12 protein-coding genes and 1 pseudogene are annotated in these 18,298 nt (G+C 43.1%); 8 read left to right on the top strand and 5 right to left on the bottom strand.

Going from position 1 to position 18,298, the window contains the following annotated elements:
* Positions 1-55: 55 nt before the first annotated feature.
* Together CHL1_RS10190 and CHL1_RS10185 are read right to left on the bottom strand one after the other, a co-directional pair.
* The gene (locus CHL1_RS10190; protein WP_250932709.1) at positions 56-1,246 is read right to left on the bottom strand and encodes an anaerobic sulfatase maturase; all 1,191 of its coding nucleotides are present in this window, start codon (positions 1,244-1,246) and stop codon (positions 56-58) included.
* 5 nt (positions 1,247-1,251) lie between these two features.
* Complete coding sequence (locus CHL1_RS10185) at positions 1,252-2,970, bottom strand: sulfatase family protein (RefSeq protein WP_228882540.1); 1,719 nt, start codon at positions 2,968-2,970, stop codon at positions 1,252-1,254.
* A gap of 532 nt (positions 2,971-3,502) precedes the next feature.
* On the opposite strand from CHL1_RS10185, the gene CHL1_RS10180 reads away from it, so the two are divergent.
* The 4 genes from CHL1_RS10180 to CHL1_RS10165 all read left to right on the top strand — a co-directional run bounded on the left by CHL1_RS10180 (position 3,503) and on the right by CHL1_RS10165 (position 9,330).
* The gene (locus CHL1_RS10180; RefSeq protein WP_070369457.1) at positions 3,503-5,098 is read left to right on the top strand and encodes an ABC-F family ATP-binding cassette domain-containing protein; all 1,596 of its coding nucleotides are present in this window, start codon (positions 3,503-3,505) and stop codon (positions 5,096-5,098) included.
* Positions 5,099-5,344: 246 nt separating this feature from the next.
* Positions 5,345-6,184, top strand: coding sequence for a 4Fe-4S binding protein (locus CHL1_RS10175; protein WP_250932707.1), 840 nt, complete (start codon positions 5,345-5,347; stop codon positions 6,182-6,184).
* 133 nt (positions 6,185-6,317) lie between these two features.
* On the top strand, positions 6,318-6,863 hold the full coding sequence (locus tag CHL1_RS10170) for a hypothetical protein (protein ID WP_250932705.1): 546 nt from the start codon (positions 6,318-6,320) through the stop codon (positions 6,861-6,863).
* Between the two features lie 184 nt (positions 6,864-7,047).
* The gene (locus CHL1_RS10165) at positions 7,048-9,330 is read left to right on the top strand and encodes a PAS domain S-box protein (protein WP_250932703.1); all 2,283 of its coding nucleotides are present in this window, start codon (positions 7,048-7,050) and stop codon (positions 9,328-9,330) included.
* 45 nt (positions 9,331-9,375) lie between these two features.
* Here the strand turns inward: CHL1_RS10165 and CHL1_RS10160 are convergent, their stop codons facing one another.
* Positions 9,376-10,032, bottom strand: coding sequence for a YczE/YyaS/YitT family protein (locus CHL1_RS10160; RefSeq protein WP_148636482.1), 657 nt, complete (start codon positions 10,030-10,032; stop codon positions 9,376-9,378).
* A gap of 175 nt (positions 10,033-10,207) precedes the next feature.
* Here CHL1_RS10160 and CHL1_RS10155 point away from each other — a divergent pair, with 175 nt between their 5' ends.
* The gene (locus CHL1_RS10155) at positions 10,208-10,843 is read left to right on the top strand and encodes a flavodoxin family protein (protein ID WP_070369461.1); all 636 of its coding nucleotides are present in this window, start codon (positions 10,208-10,210) and stop codon (positions 10,841-10,843) included.
* A 56-nt stretch (positions 10,844-10,899) separates the two neighbouring features.
* Here CHL1_RS10155 and CHL1_RS10150 read toward each other — a convergent pair whose 3' ends face one another.
* Positions 10,900-11,745 (bottom strand): DUF4097 family beta strand repeat-containing protein, encoded by an 846-nt coding sequence (locus CHL1_RS10150; protein ID WP_148636483.1) that lies wholly within the window; start codon positions 11,743-11,745, stop codon positions 10,900-10,902.
* Positions 11,742-12,419 carry a LiaF transmembrane domain-containing protein gene (locus tag CHL1_RS10145; protein WP_070369464.1) on the bottom strand — a complete coding sequence of 226 codons (678 nt, stop codon included), beginning with the start codon at positions 12,417-12,419 and terminating at the stop codon, positions 11,742-11,744. Before CHL1_RS10145 ends, CHL1_RS10150 begins: the two co-directional genes overlap by 4 nt.
* Positions 12,420-12,678: 259 nt before the next feature.
* Here CHL1_RS10145 and CHL1_RS10140 point away from each other — a divergent pair, with 259 nt between their 5' ends.
* From CHL1_RS10140 to CHL1_RS10125, 3 genes and pseudogenes are all read left to right on the top strand, one after another.
* Entirely contained in the window at positions 12,679-13,083 is a 405-nt protein-coding gene (locus tag CHL1_RS10140; RefSeq protein ID WP_070369465.1) for a hypothetical protein, read from the top strand.
* Positions 13,084-13,451: 368 nt separating this feature from the next.
* Positions 13,452-15,783 (top strand): annotated as a pseudogene (locus tag CHL1_RS10135) (methyl-accepting chemotaxis protein).
* 294 nt (positions 15,784-16,077) lie between these two features.
* A complete protein-coding gene (locus tag CHL1_RS10125) occupies positions 16,078-18,294 on the top strand; it encodes a methyl-accepting chemotaxis protein (RefSeq protein WP_250932697.1) in 2,217 nt (738 codons plus the stop codon).
* The last annotated feature ends 4 nt before the right edge of the window (positions 18,295-18,298 follow it).

Below are 18,298 nucleotides of genomic sequence, written 5' to 3'. Positions count from 1 at the left end.
CCTCCTTATTGTTCCCGAAGAATTGATGTAAACAGGGTTTAAAGTTGACGATCACTCAAAATATAAGCGGAATTGATTGATCACCGGAGTGCTTTTTTATATGCTTAAAAAACTGCCGATACCCTTCGCATAAATAGTTTTTGCCTTTTTGATTGTCTCTTGATAAAAGAAACCGATCTTTCGGACAGCCCCCAAAACAAAGTCGGATATGATCACAATCCAGGCATTCGTCAGGCAGTCCTAAGGTTTTGTGCATACCAAAGGAGCGATTTTTCTCCATTAAGTCTGCTAGTGGCGTTTCAAGAATATTGCCAAGCTTATACGCTTCAAAAGCATAACGGTCGCAGCAAAAAAGATCCCCATTCATTTCCAGAACGCCAGCGTGGTCGCAAAGCGCTTCATGAACGCAGACACCAGCAGGGTGATTATTTAAATTAGCCAGCGTCGATTCAATAATCTGGACATATTTTTCCCCCAAATCCAATTTTCTCCACAAATCAAAAACTGTGCAGAGAAAGGTGCCATAGTCTTTGGCGGTGACCGAAAAATCTGTTACTGGATGCATCATGGAGGGGGAATGGAGTCCAGCGGGCATGGCAAACCGCTGTCCGGAGGCGTTTTCATAGCTGGCTGGCAAACATTCGACGACTGGCAAAAATTGCATATAGTCAGTGAGCTCTCGAAGAAACAGATAAACGTCCTCGGGATGGTGCGAATTAATGGCATTGACAGTTGTCAGTGTATTATAAGCGACACCGTGTTTTTGAAGCAGTTTGATACCAGCCATGGTCTGTTCAAACGTGTTGCCGAAACGATTTTTTCGATAACGGTTATGAAGATCAGCATGACCGTCGATACTGACACCAATCAGAAAATGATTGGCCGCAAAAAACGCGCACCAGGCATCCGTCAGCAAGGTAGCATTTGTTTGGAGGGTGTTGCGGATGATTCGGCCAGGGCCATATTGGTTTTGGTAATTCAATGCTTGTATGTAAAAATCAAGGGGAGCCAGGGTTGGTTCACCACCGTGCCAGGCAAACTCGACAACTGCGTTGTTCCCATGAATGGCGAAATTCTGACGGATATACGCCTTAAGCACTACATCTGACATAAGTTTTGTTTGTTGAGCCATCAGATCCTGCTTTTCCAGGTAATAACAATAGCGGCAGCTAAGATTACAGGATGCGCCAATGGGTTTGGCCATGATGGCATAAGTCCTGGAATCCGGGGGATATCGTTTTTTCATGACCATCAATTCGGAGTTTTGTTGATCTGAGCAATGACAGCGGTGGCTTCACTGCCATCATCAACACCGATCTCTGCTGTGATCAGGGTATTAAGCTGATTATTCAGTTCCATAATCAGAGCAGCATTAGTGTCTTGGTCTGCGGCCAGGTTGACTAATTCATCGGGGTCTTTTTCCAGATCAAACAGCTGAACATCATTATTGGCATACAATGCTTCCATGGTTGTTGGTAGATTGAAATTGAGTGGTGAAAAATAGCGGGCAAATTTGTATTTTTCAGTGGTTATTCCACGGACAAAGCCACGTTTGGAATAGTCAATCGTATAGCTGGTGACACCGGTTGTTGGGTCAGTGGTTTGCATCATATCGCTGTCGATCATTGAGATCATTTCGTAGGCAAATAAAGCTCCCGTTCTTATTTTTGTTTGGCTGCCATCAAGCAGATCCATCATACTGCTGCCGGGAAGCCCAGCAGAAAGCTCGGCTTTTTTAGTATCTGACAGATTGGTCATATCAATGAAGGTGGGTGCCAGGTCGAGGTGGCTGGTTACCGCATCAATGGTATTGCCTCCTTCATATTCAGGGTGCACGATAATCAGGGGAACGTGGATGTTGTTTTCGTATATAAAACCGCCTTTTCCCCGGAGTCCATTGGCTCCCTGCATATCACCGTGGTCGCTGGTAAAGACGATGATGGTATTATCCAGCATTTCCAGATTGGATAGTTCAGATAAAATATTATAGAGCTGGCCATCATTGTCCTGAATACAATTATAATAATAATCCTGGAAATTTTCCCAACGGCTGGCCTCGGCGGGAATTTCGCCCACCCGACGGTTCCATAAATCAAAATATTCCAATTCAGCCGGGACTCTGCCAGGAGCATCAATAGCCTGAGACCAGCTAGACGGAATTTCCGCCTTGGGGTAACTGGTTTCATAAATTGTATTAACCGGAGCTCCGGCAATAGCAAAGGTTGTTTGGCCAGTGTCCTGTACGGCGACACCGTCTGAATCAGTGTTATAATACATAATATCGTGGGGATTCACGAGATTGACGGCCAGGAAGAAGGACTGTCCGGAGGCATTGGTAGCCGATCCTTTTGAGCGCAGCCAGCTGACCGTATCTCCAGCAATGTTGCTATCTTGCATATAGCCCTGCTGAAGCTGTCCAACAATATCACCCTGGGCATTCCAGTCAGAAAACCCGTAGCCCAGCAGCCCATTCTGCTCCTGCATGGCGGGTTGGCTGGTATCATCAAAAACACTGGTGTCGCCCATGTGCCACTTGCCTTTAAATGCCGAGTAGTATCCAGCTGAGAGCATCCGGTCACCGACCGTGGTGAGATTTTCAGAAATCGGCTCCTGCCAGGGTGATTCAGTATTGTCAATCATCAGCGTATCCGTGATGTGGGTGCCAGTGTAAATGACAGATCGGGATGAGGTGGAGACATTGCTGCAGGTATAATGTTTTTCAAAGGTAGTTCCCATTTTTTTTAGCAGTTCCCGGGCTTTGTAATTGGTGCCAGCCGGGAATTCATCAAAATAATGCTCCTGATCGACTGTTACAAAGACAATGTTATAATTGCCATCGTTATTAGGCTGGGCATCGAGATGAGCGATTCTTTGATCAATGGGCTGGTTGCCCGTGTTTTGTGCGCAGCTTGAGACACCCAGCAACGAGGTTGCCAGTGTGAGACCTAATGCTGCTTTTTTAATGTTCATTTAAAGACCTCCTGATCTATAATTTTGAGTATCCGACTTAGCCAACAGTAAAAGGATAATTAATTTGTGTGTAGTGCCCAGTCAATGATTGCTGTTAACCCCAATATACCCAGACGAATCCGTGATAATCATCTCATCATGGAAAGCAAACAGCTTTGCTGATATTAAGAAAGAATATTCGGGTTTAGTGGGGAATGGTTGTTTTTTAAATCAAAAAGAACAATCACAGTGGCAACGTATTTGGATACATTTAAGAATATGATATTATTTTGCAAAAAGACTGGATAAAAAATGATAAAAAGGATATAATAAAGTGGCTTATGATAGAGGTTCTTTGTCAGTGATCTGATAAAGGCCTCTTCTTTACGGAACGGCAACAAAATGATGAAATACAAATTTGCAGATTAATGCGGCGATTGTACAAAAAACTGGCACCTGCTACTGGAAGCGAGTAAAATCAGGTAGTTTTAAAAAGTCACAATGAGATTATTTTACAGGGGTTGCCAATTAAATCAATGGAGGATTATAAAAAATGATAACAGTATCAGAACTAAGCTTAAATTTTAGCGGAACAAATCTTTTTTCCAATGTAAATATAAAGTTTACCCCGGGGAATTGTTATGGGGTCATTGGAGCGAACGGGGCTGGAAAAACCACTTTTTTGAAAATTTTATCAGGCGAAATTGAACCATCCACCGGGAATGTCTTTATCCCCGAGCACATGCGGATGTCGGTCTTAAAGCAGGATCATTATGCTTATGATGCGTATTCAGTTTTGGATACCATCATGATGGGGAATCAACGTTTGTATTCGGTTATGAAAGAAAAAGATGCCCTGTATATGAAAGAAGATTTTTCTGATGAGGACGGTATCCGGGCTGGCGAACTGGAAGGTGAATTTGCCGAAATGGGCGGTTGGGAAGCCGAATCCGATGCGTCCCGTATCATTCAGGGGCTTGGTCTGGGGGTCGAAATTCTTGATGCCAATATGGATAGCCTGACTGGTAACGAAAAGGTCAAGGTTTTACTGGCCCAGGCCTTGTTTGGCAAGCCGGAAATCATCTTACTGGATGAGCCCACTAACCATTTGGATATTCAGGCCGTCGAATGGCTGGAAGAATTTTTGATGGATTATGAGGGAACGGTTATTGTGGTATCCCATGACCGTTATTTCTTAAATAACGTCTGTACCCATATCGTCGATATCGACTTCGGTAAGATTAAGGTTTATGTCGGAAATTATGATTTCTGGTATGAGTCCAGTCAGTTGATTCAGCGCCTAATCAAAGATCAGAACAAGAAAAATGAAGATAAGGCCAAAGAGCTCCAGAACTTTATCGCCCGGTTCTCAGCCAATAAATCCAAATCCAAACAGGCCACATCCCGTAAGAAAATGTTGGATAAACTGAATATTGAAGACATGCCGTCTTCATCCCGAAAATATCCCTGGGTTGGCTTCCAGATTGATCGGGAACCCGGTAAAGAAATTTTAACGGTTGAGCATTTATCAAAAACCATCGATGGCGTCAAAGTTCTTAATAACGTCAGTTTTCGGGTTAACAAAGAAGATAAGATCGCTTTTGTTGCTGACAACGAGATTGCCATGACGACCTTGTTTAAAATTCTGATGGAAGAAATTGAACCAGATGAAGGCAGTTTTAAATGGGGGGTCAGTACCACCCAGTCGTATTTCCCGAAAGATAACAGCGATTATTTTAATGGATGCACATTAAATATTTGTCAATGGCTACAGCAGTATACCGAAGAAATTACGGAAACCTATATCCGGGGTTTTCTGGGACGGATGCTTTTTTCTGGCGATGATATTTATAAAGAGGTTCAGGTTCTGTCTGGGGGCGAAAAGGTACGTTGTATGCTGTCCAAAATGATGATGTTTGGTTCAAACGTTTTAGTCCTGGATCAACCGACCAATCACCTGGATCTGGAATCCATTACCGCCGTTAATAATGGTCTGATTGATTTTAAAGGGATCTTACTTTTTGCCAGCCATGACCATCAGTTTATGCAAACCGTAGCGAATCGCATTATTGAAATCAGAGAAGAAGGCATCATTGATCGTCTCTCGACGTATGATGAATTCATTGAATACAAAAAAAGTCTGGCCTAGTATCATATCAAGCGCACTGCCAATGGTAAATTTACCCTTGGCAGTGCGTTTTTCTGTTTTATAATGATGTCATCTGATCCGAAAAAATAAAAGATTCAAATGATGTGGCTGGTCAGACGTCCGTAAAAAGTTGTGTGGAATTGTTGATTATTTAACGATTTGTGTATTAACTCACAACATAAAAATTTACAAAGTCATAAGATTAGTTTATAATTAAATCGATATGATGAATCGAGAGAGGCTAAAATGGACAAAATAGAATTAATACAGCTAGCTGAAGACTTTATAGCAAATTCAGCTGATAATCGGATAAAAATGGACAGTAAAGCACCCATTGAATTAGTCGGTGAAAAAATATATGATCCGCCAATTTTTGGTTTTTGTGAAGCGAGTGATGAGGTGTTTGCAGTTCTCAAAAACCCCGAGGTGATTGGCTGCCATTTCCGGAATCCCCGGGAGTGGTTGCCGACAGCACAAACTGTGATCTCATTTTTTCTGCCCTATAGTGAAGCTGTCAAAGCCAGCAATCGGGAACAAAAAATCTGGCCCTCCTGGGGATGGTTAGTTGGTCGGGTTGAAGGCCACCGCTTGTTACGTACCCTGTTATCAAAAATGGAGTTACACTTAAGAAAGGCTGGTTATGCTTCAGTCATTCCGACTATGGATAAAAAGTTTTTCAGCATTACCGAACCCATTGAAGAACTTTGTGATGAGCCGCTGGCCTTCACAAGTAACTGGTCAGAACGCCACATCGCTTACCTTGCCGGACTGGGAACTTTTGGTCTTTCAAAAGGATTAATCACGAAAAAGGGTATTGCTGGCAGATTTGGCAGCCTGGTGACTGAACTGCAGTTGGAACCCAATGGGCGACCATATGAAATTTATAACGCCTATTGTACGCAGTGCGGAGCGTGTGTTAAGCAATGCCCGGTGAAAGCCATTTCAATTGAAAAAGGAAAAGATCATCGTTTATGTAGCATTTTTTTGGATAAAACTGCAGAAAAATACAAACCTCGATATGGTTGTGGTAAATGCCAGGTCAATGTTCCCTGTGAAAATGGCATACCAGGTCAAAAAAGTAATTAGTATCGTCAAACAAAATTTCGTTTGTGTTTGGACGATATGCGATGATTAGTAAGAATGAGAAAAGCGTAAAAAACGTCGTTGGCTGTAATCTCAGAAATCCAACCAGTTTAGCTTAAAAATATGGAGTTTAATCATGCTTGCAAAAAAGTATCAGAAGCTTGAAGAATTAGAAAAAGTGATCGAGTTTACCTATCCCGGAATTACCTTGCTGATTCGTGATTGCAATCTCGGTGAATTAGGAAAAAAATACCAGGTCGGGATGGTGCTAAAGGAACTGGGATTTACCGATGCCAGTTTGCGCCGGGGTGGTATGGTAACGACCCATCGTCTGGCAATTCTTTCAAATCATTATGCAAACATGCAATCTTATGAGCATGACACCCATTGGGGGCTTTGTATGATGGAGGCAGGCTCGCATTTCAAAGTGTTGGATACCTTTACTCAGGGTGATAAAACCCAGATTATCCTACTTCATCTGCCCGAAAAAGGCTGGGAGGTTTTCGACACTGTGGCAACAAACATTGATCAGCAGGTTGTGGAAATTGTCCGGGAAGGATTTACACATTGTCTCGAACTTCCGCCAATTCCTGAACTGACTACCCAGAGCTGGCTCAAACGTTGCCACTATCCCATTGGCATGTCTGAGAAAGGCGATTATTTTCCCCTCACTACCGACTGAATTATTTTTTCTCGAATCCGAATCACAAGAATAATGGTGACATTATATCTTGTGATTTTTTTATCCTACTTATCACACAAAATGACCTGATGATTGAAACGGCTGTTTTGGGGTAAATAGAAGAACATAACACTGCGATTTGGAATTGGATAGAAAATGAAATCATGAATTTAAGGTAGATGAGGTGAGTAAATTGGATGATCATCGAACGGGTCAAATCAAAAAAAATGACGCTTTTTTTGAAGAACTATTTCGAAATAATACTGAAATAATGCTGTTGATTGATCCAGAGTCCCTCAAAATTGAAGACTGCAACATTTCTGCCTGTGAATTTTATGGAAAATCCCATGATAAGATGATCACATCTAAAATTACCCACTTTAATTGCCTCAGTGAAGAGCAACTGAAGAAAGAAATTACTCGGGCCAAAAATAAAGAACGGAAGCAGTTCTATTTTAAACATCGTCGTGCAAATGGCCAAATCAGTGATGTTGAAGTAAGAACAAGTCCGGTAGCGCTAGAAGGCAGAAATTATTTGCTTTTAATTGTGACGGATATTTCCGGACTGCAACTCGACAGTGATTTATTGCGACAGGAAAACACGCTCTTAGAAAAGCGGGTTGCGGAACGAATCGATGATCTGGAGGGACTGAATGATCAGCTGAACGTTACAAAAGCTGAGCTGGAACGGGAAATGGTCTTCATGAAAGCATTATTTGAGAGCATTCCCGGATATCTATACGTTTATGATGAAAACGGAAAGCTGATTAAATGGAATAAAAAACACGAGGAAATGACTGGCTACTCAGCTGAAGAGCTGGCTCACATGACCCTGGATCAGTGGTTTGAAGGTGAGGATTTAATTCGAGTGATGGAAGCTGTTGAAGCGGTCTATCAAACAGGTTATGGTGAGGTCGACGCCAACCTGATTACGAAGGGGGGCGAAAAACTCCTGATCCGATCCAATGGGGTGCTGATGAACCTTGATGGAAAACAGTATTTCACCGGAGTAGGAATCGATATTACCGAAAGCAAGCGGCTGGAAACAGCCTTGCGACAAGAAAGCAAACAGCTAGAAACAACGCTGATTTCTGTTGGCGATGGGGTTATCTCCTGTGATCGGAATGGTCAGATTCTATTTATTAACCGGGTGGCAGAAGAATTAACCGGCTGGGCAAAAAATGAGGCTTTGGGGAAACCAATTGAAGACGTATTTGACATTGTTAATGACACCAACCATGAGAAAGTAGGAAACATTGTTGCAGATGTTATCAATACAAAAAGCATTCGGGAGTTGGATAATCAAACCCTGCTGATTGCCAGCGATGGCAGTGAACGGCCCATCGAAGACAGCGCTGCTCCGATTATTGATGAAGGTGGCGAGGTGCTTGGTGTTGTTGTGGTATTCCGGGATTATACCGAGAAAAAGCAGAAACTGGATCAAATTCAATTCTTAAGCTATCACGATCAGCTCACCGGACTCTATAACCGGCGTTTTTACGAAGAAGAACTTCGCCGTATGGACACCCTGCGAAATCTCCCGCTCTCTTTAATCATGGGAGATGTCAACGGATTAAAACTGGTAAATGACAGTTTTGGACACGGCATGGGGGACGAATTATTAAAAAAAGCAGCTGCTGTCATTTCCAAGTCGTGTCGGGCTGATGATGTTGTAGCAAGACTAGGTGGCGATGAGTTTGTCGTTTTATTACCGAAAACCGATCAAGTGGTTGCCGAAGAAATAATCGCACGTATTGAAAAATTGGCTAGTAAGGAGAAAGTCGGCACCATGGAGTTATCCATTTCATTTGGGTTTGAAACAAAATATGACAAGGATGAAGATATCCAACAGGTATTTAAAAAAGCCGAAGACTATATGTATCGTCGAAAACTTACTGAAAGCCTGGGGATGCGGAATAAAACGGTCGGAATGGTCATTGAAACCTTGTTTGATAAATACCAGAAGGAGATGTTACACTCCGAACGGGTCAGCAAACTGTCGGCTGAATTAGGAAGTAAGATTGGGCTGAACACAAAGGACTCCCATGATCTAAAGACGGCTGGATTAATGCATGATATTGGAAAGATTGGCATCGCCGATGGAATTCTTGACAAATCAGAAAAACTTAATGATGAAGATTGGGCAGAAATCAGGCGTCATCCTGAAATTGGCTACCGTATTTTAAGTTCTGCCAATGAGTTTGCTGAAATTGCCGATCACATCCTTGAGAGCCACGAACGCTGGGATGGTTGTGGGTACCCTAAAGGACTAAAAGGCGAAGAAATTTCACTGGAAGCCCGAATCATTGCGATTGCTGATGCCTATGATGCAATGACCAAGATGCGGTTTCATATGGAATCGCTCACAGTTGAAGAAGCAATTGAAGAGATTAACCGTTGTTCCGGAACCCAGTTTGATCCTGAAATTGCCAGAGTGTTTATTGACATAATTAAAAATGAGGATTAAGTATTGGTGACAACTGAACTGAAACGCTTTGTTAAGCGTTCCAGTTTAATCGTGTTTTTTGAGGTTGCGCAAATTATGAAACATGACGCCAAAGGTTTCATGTTTTACCTGGGTGGGGTCAAATTTTACCAGTTTAAAGGTGATTTGTACACAAAACCCAATGGCAAAGGCCGAAATAACCGTTCCCAAACCAACCATTCCACCCAGTAGCCAGCCAATAAAAACAACACTGACTTCCAAAATACCGCGGCAAAGGCCCACAGGCAGTCCTGTCTTGCGGGTTACCGCCACCATCAGGCTATCCCGGGGACCAGCGCCGAAGGCTGATGAAATATAAAAGTATGTTCCCAGTGAAATAATAAAAAGACCAATAATGAGTACCAGAGACCCGATCCAGAAGTTGTCAAAAAGTGGGATGAAATCTAAATAAAGGATCAGATCCATGAAGAGTCCGATCATGAACATATTAAAAATAGTGCCAAGTCCAATTTTTTCCCCCAGCATGAATACAATGGCAACAATGAGGGCGCCCACGGCGGTATTCACCAACCCGATACTGACCCCAAGGGTTTGACTGATCCCACTGTGCAGAACTTCCCAGGGAGCATAACCGACATTTGCCCGCATGGTCACAATAATTCCCAATCCATATAGAAAGAGCCCAAAATTCAGTTTGATAAATCTTACAATGTAGCCAGTCATGATGCCCTCCTGATAGAATAATGTTCCCAGTATAACACAAAACAATTCGTGGTCAAACAATAAAATCTGCTAATCTGAAAGATTTCAAGCAGTTGACTGCTTGTTTACTTTAAAAATAATGTGGTATACTAACAACAAATAGAATAGCTGGAGCATAATGCTTGGGAGGTAAGAAATGAAAGTAATTGGTATAAATGGCAGTCCACACGGTGAAGGAAATACATTTACGGCGCTTAGTATTGCGGGTGATATTTTTGCTCAAGAAAGCATCGATTTTGAAATTTTCAACGTTGGGATGAAGGCGGTTCAAGGCTGTACGGGATGCAATGCCTGTGGAAAAAATAAAAACGAGCAGTGTATCTTTACCAAAGATGTTGTCAACGAAGGAATTCAAAAAATGAAGGCCGCTGATGGGATTGTTTTTGCCAGCCCTGTCCACTTTTCCGGCATCAGCGGAAATATGAAGTCATTTTTGGATCGAGCTTTTTATGTTGCCGGCGCCAATGGTGGATTGTTTCGTCACAAGGTGGCTGGCGCCCTGGTTGCCGTCAGACGTTCTGGTGGGGTGGCAAGCATTGATCAATTAAATCACTATATCACCTACTCCGAAATGGTTATGGCTACTGGTAACTACTGGAATGTTATTCATGGTCGGACTGCGGGAGAAGCCTCCCAGGATACTGAAGGTGCTCAGACCATTGAGGTCACAGCTGCCAATATGGTTTGGTTGATGCGCCTGATCGAAAATGGCAAGGGGGTTGTGGCCGAGCCGAACCCTTATAAAAAAGTGTATATGCATTTTGTCAGATAAGTCAGATTCACTAAAAAACACGTTTAGACAATCGTTTAAACGTGTTTTTTCATGGGCTATTTAAAGGTCAAGTTAACTGGTCCGACCCCGCCATCGATATCAATGTGATGCGGTGCAGATTTTGATCCAGTACCAGTTTCTGAAAGATTTTGACCATTAATGGTAATGGGGCCAATACCCTGGTCAGCGGTAATAAAATAGTCGTTCACACTGGCGTTGATATCTAAACTGGTCTGGCCAACGCCACAGTCGATTTCCAGATCGCCAGTAACCAGTCCTTGAATATCTATGAGTCCGACACCACCTTTGATAGCAAAGTCATTGAGTTGAACATCGGTAAAATGAACAGCACCGGCACCGCCGTTAAGTTTACCGGAATCGGCTTGAAGCTGGTCTGCGACAATTTCTCCAGCGCCTTGTTTGAGGATCAGTTCATCGGTGATAATTTCTAATAATTCGCCACGTCCAGCCCCGATTTCAAGTTCCATTTTTTTTAAATGAGTGTCACGAGGGATTGTCACCACAAGATTGGGAGCTTTATCTTTGCCGATCAGATTCGGCAAGATATTGGTATTTTCCTGATCTTCAATGACAAGTTTGCTATTGTCCAGAGTGGCAGTTAAGCTTGCCGGAATGTTTGTACCTTCAACTTGAAAAGTGTCGCCGCTTTGCAGGGTAATACTACCGGCGTCAAATTTGATCAGAACAGACTCCAGTTTACCACTGAAATCCTGCTTGAAGCTATGACTATTTTGTTCAGTGATGGGGGGGCGATTATCGATAAATCCAAAACCCCGCAAAAGAGCCACGCCGCCATTGACAATACTGGAGATGATTCCTAATGCCAGAACCAGACCAAAGGCAATGGCCAGGTATTTAATCCATGTGTGATTGGTATTCATTTGACTTCTGTCCCCCCGAAGATATTGGTGGAGTTGATATAGATAGTCGGAGGATTATCGCCTAATGGTTGATTGGCTTTGTTCGAAGCGCCGCCAAAAATCGGTGTTGTCGACATTTCTACCCGGACATTATTGGGAACCAACAGATCAACGCCGCCAAAGACGGCAGTGGCAGAAATATAAATGTCCTGGTTGATAATCGCTTGTCTTAGGTCAAGGGAAACACTCCCGAAAACCGCAGTTAAATTAGCACCATTAAATTCTTCGCCAGGAAAGTTAATCTCCTGACCGCCGAAAACAGCAGAATATTCGGGGAGACCATCCTTAGTCATGCCTTGAATCAGCTTGGCATTTTTGCTGAGGCGATCTTTAAACATAATGCTCAGACCAACGGCAATGATAATAATTGGAAAAATCAGATCGACCAGTAGCGACCCATCAAAATAACCCCGGGCTGATATAAAAAGTAATACCCCAATACCCAGTCCAATGGTATTCCAAAGCTGAATCCCATTTTGAACCATGCTAATGGCACAGGGAACAATTATAAACAGGGTCCACCAGCCAGTAAAAAATAATTCAAAATTCCAAAGGCCAAACACATTTCCGGCAAAACCAAGGCCAATAACGACCAACAGAAGTCCCCATAACAAGTTTCCAACTCGATTTCTCATTTTTTTCTCCTTACTTCACAGTTTTCTATATTATAACATGACTCTGAACGAAATAAAATTCATCGGCACCGATTATAATTTAAAAATAAACTAAAACGATGTTATTTATAATTGACTAAATGAAAAGGGGTAGGTAAAATGGTAGAAAGACAAATGCGATAACATCAGAATCTTAAATAAGCTGGTTCATTTGGTGAGATTCACTGATTGTGTGCATTACTAAAAAAGCAAGATCGATTGCTAAGTGGAGGGAGACAACATGGGTTTAGAGAGTGTTTTATATAAATGTGACAAGGGTGTGGATCTCAAACAATTGCGGCTAAAGCCTTGGGCAGTGGCTTCAGAAGTGATGGGGCGGTTTAAAAAAACTAATCAGATTCATCGCTGGTTTTTAGAGAACATTCAAAATGGCGTCGATGACGGCCGATTCTATGTGGTGGAGGAATATCAGTTTAAAAAGCTCTACAAATTGTGTACCACGGTGGAAAGCAATCATGATCGTGCTGAAGAATTATTACCGACGTTAAAGGGATTTGACATTGGGAGCGCCAAGTATGATGCTGTGTATTTTGAGAATCTGAGTAAAGTACTCATTATTCTGGGACACATTAACAATACGTTTGACTTTGAAAAAAACGAGTTGGTATACAGCAGTTCCCATTAAAAAACGAAAGAAAGATGTTATCTGATTATAAAAAACCAGCTGAATTTGTTTCAGCTCTTTTTTTTAAAAGAAGGTTAGGCCGTTTTTTGCTTTTGACTTAAATTTAAATTAAGTTAATGTTTGGCTGAAAACTGACGATAATAGAGTAGTGGAATCACTTAGAATGTTTGTGAAAGTCAAATAATAATTGTGATTTCGTAAATTATCCGATATAATATTATTCGTGACCAAATGAGAATCTAAATCATGAAAGATAATCCTTGTCGTGTTTCTTACATGATGTGTCCTTTCCGGTTTGATCACAGACTGGAACTGTGATGGGCAGTTAGATTAATTTTAAATGAGTATAAAATTTAAGGAGAAAGCGTATGAAAAATCAAAAGAGTTTATTGTCAAAGATCCTGATGACAGTTGTCGTACCGGTAGCATTAGTATTTGGTGCTGTCGCAGGTATTGCTATGGTCATTACAAGTCAGAGCTTTGAGCAGTTCTCAGAGATTCAAAACAGCTTATTGCTGGTTTATGTAATCGGTTTAGCAGTGGTTATCGGCATCGTTGTTTTAGGGATGAAGGATTCGTCAAACAGAATAACCAATCTGGCTGAAGCCGCACAAAAAATAGCGGATGGAGATATTGATGTCAAATTGCGGTCGGGTGACGCTCAGGATCAGTTGAGTGCCATTTCAGAAGCCTTGTCCTTGGTTGTAGAGAATAATAAAATTTATGCAAAAATGGCTCAGAAAATGGCGACTGGAGATTTAACAGAGGATATTTCTTTAGTATCGGGTAATGACCTGTTGGGAAATGATTTGTTAGCGGCACAAAAGTCGATGACGAAACTGCTTGACTATCTTGTCTCAATGCCGGAATTAGTTGAAAAAAACGAGTATTTTGATCGTCGTATCGAAGATAATCTGGCTGGTGATTATAAAAAAGCCATCACTCACGTGAATCAGGCCATGGCAATAGTTTCCACCAATATGGAATATTATTTAACCATTCTGGATGCCTTACCTTATCGGATTACAACAATTGACCAGAATATGAATATGGTTTTTGTTAATAAAATTCTCGAAGATCTTATGAAACTGACCGGGACAGCCAGTTCTCGGGAAGAGATTCGCGGGGTTCCGTGCAACTCCTGTAATCTGGAAATGTGCCACACCGAAGACTGTGGGGTTAAAGCGTTAAACGCTGGTGGTGAGCGACTCAATGAGCTGGGTTATTCTGAGCATCGTTTTGAATTCCGTGATCGACATTATCGTATGGATACCATGAATCTGATCAATCGAAAAGGCGAGAAGATTGGTTATGTGGATGTCTCCCATGATATCACTCCGGTTATGAGTGTGAATAATTATCGTAGCGATGCGGTCATGCGACTGGCTGAAAATCTCCATCGTTTATCTGAAGGTAATCTGGATTTGGATTTACAGGTCGATGAACCAGGACAGTACACCAGCGAAGTTTATGAGCAGTTTAAGGCAATTGGGGATAGCCTGGCAGAGGTGAAAGGCACCATTGGCAATCTGATTGATGATGCCAGCAAACTGACCCATGCTGCAATTGAAGGACAGCTGGGTACCCGGGCGGATGAGACAAAGTTTGATGGCTCATGGCAGGAATTGATCAGCGGGATGAATGGTATCCTTGCTGAAATATCAAAGCCGCTTCAAGAGGTTTCGGTAGTGATGGATCAGATTTCAAGCGGCAACCTGAAAGCAACGGTAAAAGGCTCTTACCAAGGAAGTTTTGAGGAGCTTAAGGAGTCAGTCAATTCAATGGGGGCGGGATTCAAGGAAATTGTTGGGGAAATATCGACGGTTACCGAGGCGATTGGCAAAGGCAATCTTAACCTGGACAATGTCAGTGATTTCGGCGGTGATTTTAGTATAATTTCGGATGCCCTCAATACCATTATTGGAACCTTGAACTCATTGTTGGGTGACATTAATCATGCCGCAGAGCAGGTTAATGCCGGGGCCAACCAGGTATCCGACAGCAGTCAGGCGCTGGCCCAGGGATCCACCGAGCAGGCCAGCTCGATTCAGGAACTGACGGCCTCGATTACGGAGATTGCCGATCAAACCAAGAATAACGCCGTCAATGCCAATAAAGCCAGAGAACTGGCCACCGATGTGATGGGAAATGCCGACAAAGGTAACCATCAAATGACGGAAATGCAGCAGTCGATGGTGGAGATCAACAAGTCGTCTGAAGATATCTCCAAGATTATTAAGGTCATTGATGATATTGCCTTCCAGACCAATATTCTGGCCCTGAATGCGGCAGTGGAAGGCGGCTCGGGCCGGACAGCACGGAAAAGGTTTTGCGGTGGTGGCCGAAGAAGTTCGGACACTGGCTGCCCGCAGTGCCGATGCCGCCAAAGAAACAACCGGCTTAATTGAAGGCTCCATCAGCAAGGTGGCTGAAGGTACCAAAATTGCTGATGAAACCGCCAGCGCTCTGGATGAAATCGTGGCTGGAATTGCCCAGGTCAATGATTTGATCGGTAACATCGCCGAAGCATCCAACGAACAGGCCACTGGCATTGCTCAGATTAACATGGGCGTTGAACAGGTTGCCCAGGTTGTCCAGCAGAACTCGGCCACGGCAGAAGAAAGTGCAGCAGCCAGCGAAGAGCTTTCCGGCCAGTCGATTCTGTTAAAACAGATGATTGACCAGTTTCAGTTGCGATAAATGACCAAATAATAACTATTTAATTGGAAATGACGTTAGGAAATGCTGCTAACGTCATTTTTAATTGTGTTTAATACAAAGCTGATAGAACATTTTAAAGAAACAAAAATTGAAGTTGAGTTTACGAGAAATTTCATATATAATGAAACCAATTTTTAAATGATGCTGGCTGAATACCTGGGCTGTGAAGAGTAACAGCAACGATTGCAAGATTGTTTTATGGGTATAATCTTTCCAGGAAACGTGGTGAAGACGAATTACTTATTTGAAAATTGTTAATCATAGGAGGATAGGATGGGACAAAAAAAGAGTTTGCTGTCAAAAATTATTCAGACGGTAGTTCTACCGGCGATCCTGATTTTTGGTATAACGGCGGGCATAGCGATGACCGTTGCCAGTCAGAGTTTGCCCCAGTTTGCTGAAGTTCAAAATAACCTGGTGGTAATTTTCGCAATTGGTATCGCCGTCATGGTTGGCGTGAGTGTTCTTAGCGTAAAGGGACTTTCAAACCGGTTAACCCGATTGACTGAAGCAGCCAATCGGCTGGCTAGTGGCGATATGGCAGCAGCGATCAAAGTTGAAAACACCCAGGATCAGTTGGGAGAAGTGGCTGATGCACTTTTTGAGATTGCTGACAAAATGAAGTTGCATTCAGAAATGACAGAAAAATTGGCTTTGGGGGAATTGTCGGAACCGGTTGTTCTGCCAGCGGAGGGAGACATTATCGGGAATAACCTGGTAGTAATCCAGTCGACCATCAAAACGCTAAATGATTACTTGATGCAGCTTCCCGAACTGGTAGAAAATGAGGCCGACCTGGAAGATTATCAGACGCCGGAAATGGTGGGTGATTATAATAAAGGGATCAAACATCTCAATCGGGCCATACTAACCCTGGCTGACAAACGTGATTTCTTTCAGGCGATTCTGGATGCCATGCCATACCGGATTACCGTTGTCGATACGGACTTGAAATGGACCTTTATCAATAAGACGCTCCAGGATTTGAGAATTGCAACCGGGAGAGATGGCAGTCGGGAATCACTTTATGGTGATGACTGTTGTAAATCGAATCTGGATATGTGTAAAAACGAGGATTGCGGTGTAAAAGCATACCGCAAAACGGGCAGAATTGAGTTTCCCTTTGAATATCGCGGCGGGCATTATCGAATGGATACAACACCAATTATCGACAAAAAGGGTCAGACCATTGGTTATGTAGAAACGTCATTTAACACGACGGGAACCATGAGTGCGAATAAATATGCTGAAGTCGAAATCAACCGCCTGGCTGAAAATTTACAACGCTTATCAGCAGGGAATCTTGATTTTGATATGAATATTCAGGAACCCGATGAGTATACCAGTGAGATTTATGAGCAGTTCAGTGCGATTGAAACTAATCTGCGTGAGGTTAAAAAATCCATTGATAACCTGATTGGTGATGCCATCATTCTAACCACCGCGGCCATGCAGGGCGATCTTGACGTTCGGGCTGATGAAACCAAGTTCAGTGGTTCATGGAACGAACTGATTGGCGGAATGAATGGCATACTTGCGGTAATGGCCAGACCGATGGAAGAGGTCGCAACGGTAATGGATGCGATTGCCAAAGGCAATCTGGATGTGACTGTTGATGGCTATTACCAGGGGAGTTTTGATGTACTAAAACAAGCGGTCAACGAAATGGGCAGTAATTTTAAAACGATCGTCACCGAAATAGCCACGGTTACTGGAGAAATCAGCAATGGTAATCTGAACCTGGATCATGTCAGTGCCTTTGGCGGCGATTTCAATGCGATTTCGGATGCCCTCAATACCATTATTGGAACCTTGAACTCGTTGTTGGGTGACATTAATCATGCCGCAGAGCAGGTTAATGCCGGGGCCAACCAGGTATCCGACAGCAGTCAGGCGCTGGCCCAGGGATCCACCGAGCAGGCCAGCTCGATTCAGGAACTGACGGCCTCGATTACGGAGATTGCCGATCAAACCAAGAATAACGCCGTCAATGCCAATAAAGCCAGAGAACTGGCCACCGATGTGATGGGAAATGCCGACAAAGGTAACCATCAAATGACGGAAATGCAGCAGTCGATGGTGGAGATCAACAAGTCGTCTGAAGATATCTCCAAGATTATTAAGGTCATTGATGATATTGCCTTCCAGACCAATATTCTGGCCCTGAATGCGGCAGTGGAAGCGGCTCGGGCCGGACAGCACGGAAAAGGTTTTGCGGTGGTGGCCGAAGAAGTTCGGACACTGGCTGCCCGCAGTGCCGATGCCGCCAAAGAAACAACCGGCTTAATTGAAGGCTCCATCAGCAAGGTGGCTGAAGGTACCAAAATTGCTGATGAAACCGCCAGTGCCCTGGATGAAATTGTGGCCGGAATTGCCCAGGTCAATGATTTGATCGGTAACATTGCCGAAGCCTCCAATGAACAGGCCACCGGCATTGCTCAGATTAACATGGGCGTTGAACAGGTTGCCCAGGTTGTCCAGCAGATGTAGGACG

The organism is Acetobacterium wieringae (genome assembly GCF_023700225.1).
Taxonomy (GTDB): Bacteria; Bacillota; Clostridia; order Eubacteriales; family Eubacteriaceae; genus Acetobacterium; species Acetobacterium wieringae.
Note: the sequence above shows the minus strand (reverse complement) of the source record. Positions and strands in the feature narration are given on the sequence as shown.

What these genes read in the sequence shown, in the direction of transcription:
- CHL1_RS10190 (WP_250932709.1), bottom strand. Translation starts at nt 1,246, where the DNA reads ATGAAAAAACGATATCCCCCGGATTCCAGGACTTATGCCATCATGGCC.
- CHL1_RS10185 (WP_228882540.1), bottom strand. Translation starts at nt 2,970, where the DNA reads ATGAACATTAAAAAAGCAGCATTAGGTCTCACACTGGCAACCTCGTTG.
- CHL1_RS10180 (WP_070369457.1), top strand. Translation starts at nt 3,503, where the DNA reads ATGATAACAGTATCAGAACTAAGCTTAAATTTTAGCGGAACAAATCTT.
- CHL1_RS10175 (WP_250932707.1), top strand. Translation starts at nt 5,345, where the DNA reads ATGGACAAAATAGAATTAATACAGCTAGCTGAAGACTTTATAGCAAAT.
- CHL1_RS10170 (WP_250932705.1), top strand. Translation starts at nt 6,318, where the DNA reads ATGCTTGCAAAAAAGTATCAGAAGCTTGAAGAATTAGAAAAAGTGATC.
- CHL1_RS10160 (WP_148636482.1), bottom strand. Translation starts at nt 10,032, where the DNA reads ATGACTGGCTACATTGTAAGATTTATCAAACTGAATTTTGGGCTCTTT.
- CHL1_RS10155 (WP_070369461.1), top strand. Translation starts at nt 10,208, where the DNA reads ATGAAAGTAATTGGTATAAATGGCAGTCCACACGGTGAAGGAAATACA.
- CHL1_RS10150 (WP_148636483.1), bottom strand. Translation starts at nt 11,745, where the DNA reads ATGAATACCAATCACACATGGATTAAATACCTGGCCATTGCCTTTGGT.
- CHL1_RS10145 (WP_070369464.1), bottom strand. Translation starts at nt 12,419, where the DNA reads ATGAGAAATCGAGTTGGAAACTTGTTATGGGGACTTCTGTTGGTCGTT.
- CHL1_RS10140 (WP_070369465.1), top strand. Translation starts at nt 12,679, where the DNA reads ATGGGTTTAGAGAGTGTTTTATATAAATGTGACAAGGGTGTGGATCTC.
- CHL1_RS10125 (WP_250932697.1), top strand. Translation starts at nt 16,078, where the DNA reads ATGGGACAAAAAAAGAGTTTGCTGTCAAAAATTATTCAGACGGTAGTT.